2 protein-coding genes are annotated in these 707 nt (G+C 66.5%); both read right to left on the reverse strand.

Annotated elements, in window-relative coordinates; all coding sequences use genetic code 11:
- The coding region (gene zapE / locus EN893_RS36470; protein ID WP_128362285.1) for an AFG1/ZapE family ATPase at window positions 1-257 on the reverse strand (257 nt) is incomplete at its 3' end.
- A 53-nt stretch (window positions 258-310) separates the two neighbouring features.
- The coding region (locus tag EN893_RS36475) for a protease inhibitor Inh/omp19 family protein (RefSeq protein WP_128362286.1) at window positions 311-707 on the reverse strand (397 nt) is incomplete at its 5' end.

A 707-nucleotide genomic window follows, 5' to 3' on the forward strand; every position in this document is an offset into this window, starting at 1 on the left:
GTCTTGCCGCGACCGACGCCGCCATGGATGTAGAGGCCTTTGACGGCCTCATCCGTCTCGCGCTTGCGGGCGAACAGCCAGCCCAGCGCGCTCGACTTATGCGCCAGCCGCTTGGCCGAAATCTCATCGGTCAGCCGGTCGAGTGCCGCAACGATCCGTTCCTGCGCCGGATCGCGGTCGATCGTACCGGTTTCCACCAGATGGTCGTAGCGCTGCCTGACGGTCGCATGGGTCTGGAGGCCGTCACGCAGATGCATCGGTCACGTCGTTCTGGAGCAATTCCGGGAACCGGAATTGCGTAAAACAAAAACTATCTCGTAAGCGAAATCGGCTGGCCGTTGGAAGTCTGGCCGTCGAATTTCGAGCCGCCCGAGGAATAGAGCCGCGCCAGCGCACCGCCGCTCTCGTCATAGAGCGTCAGCTGTTTGCCGGCGACGTTCCACGACTTGATGCCGTCCATCGGCGCCGGGCAATGCAGCGGCCCGGCGCGGAAGCCGGCGCCGAATTTGGTCTGCGGTGTCGCCACCTTGCAGCTCTGGCCCGCAACGCTGGCGTTCCAGACACCGGCGACGCTGGCGGCGGTCACGTCCGAAGCGCCGGCCGGCGCCGAGCCGTCCGAAGGCAGCGCGGCGACCTGGGTGTTCGCCGGCGCGGTCGGGAATTGCGAAGGGTCGGTGGTGCCGGGCGATGCCGGCGAACACCCAGGT

Origin of the sequence: Mesorhizobium sp. M7A.F.Ca.CA.004.04.2.1 (assembly GCF_004022825.1) — a bacterium.
In the GTDB taxonomy this organism is placed as follows: domain Bacteria; phylum Pseudomonadota; class Alphaproteobacteria; order Rhizobiales; family Rhizobiaceae; genus Mesorhizobium.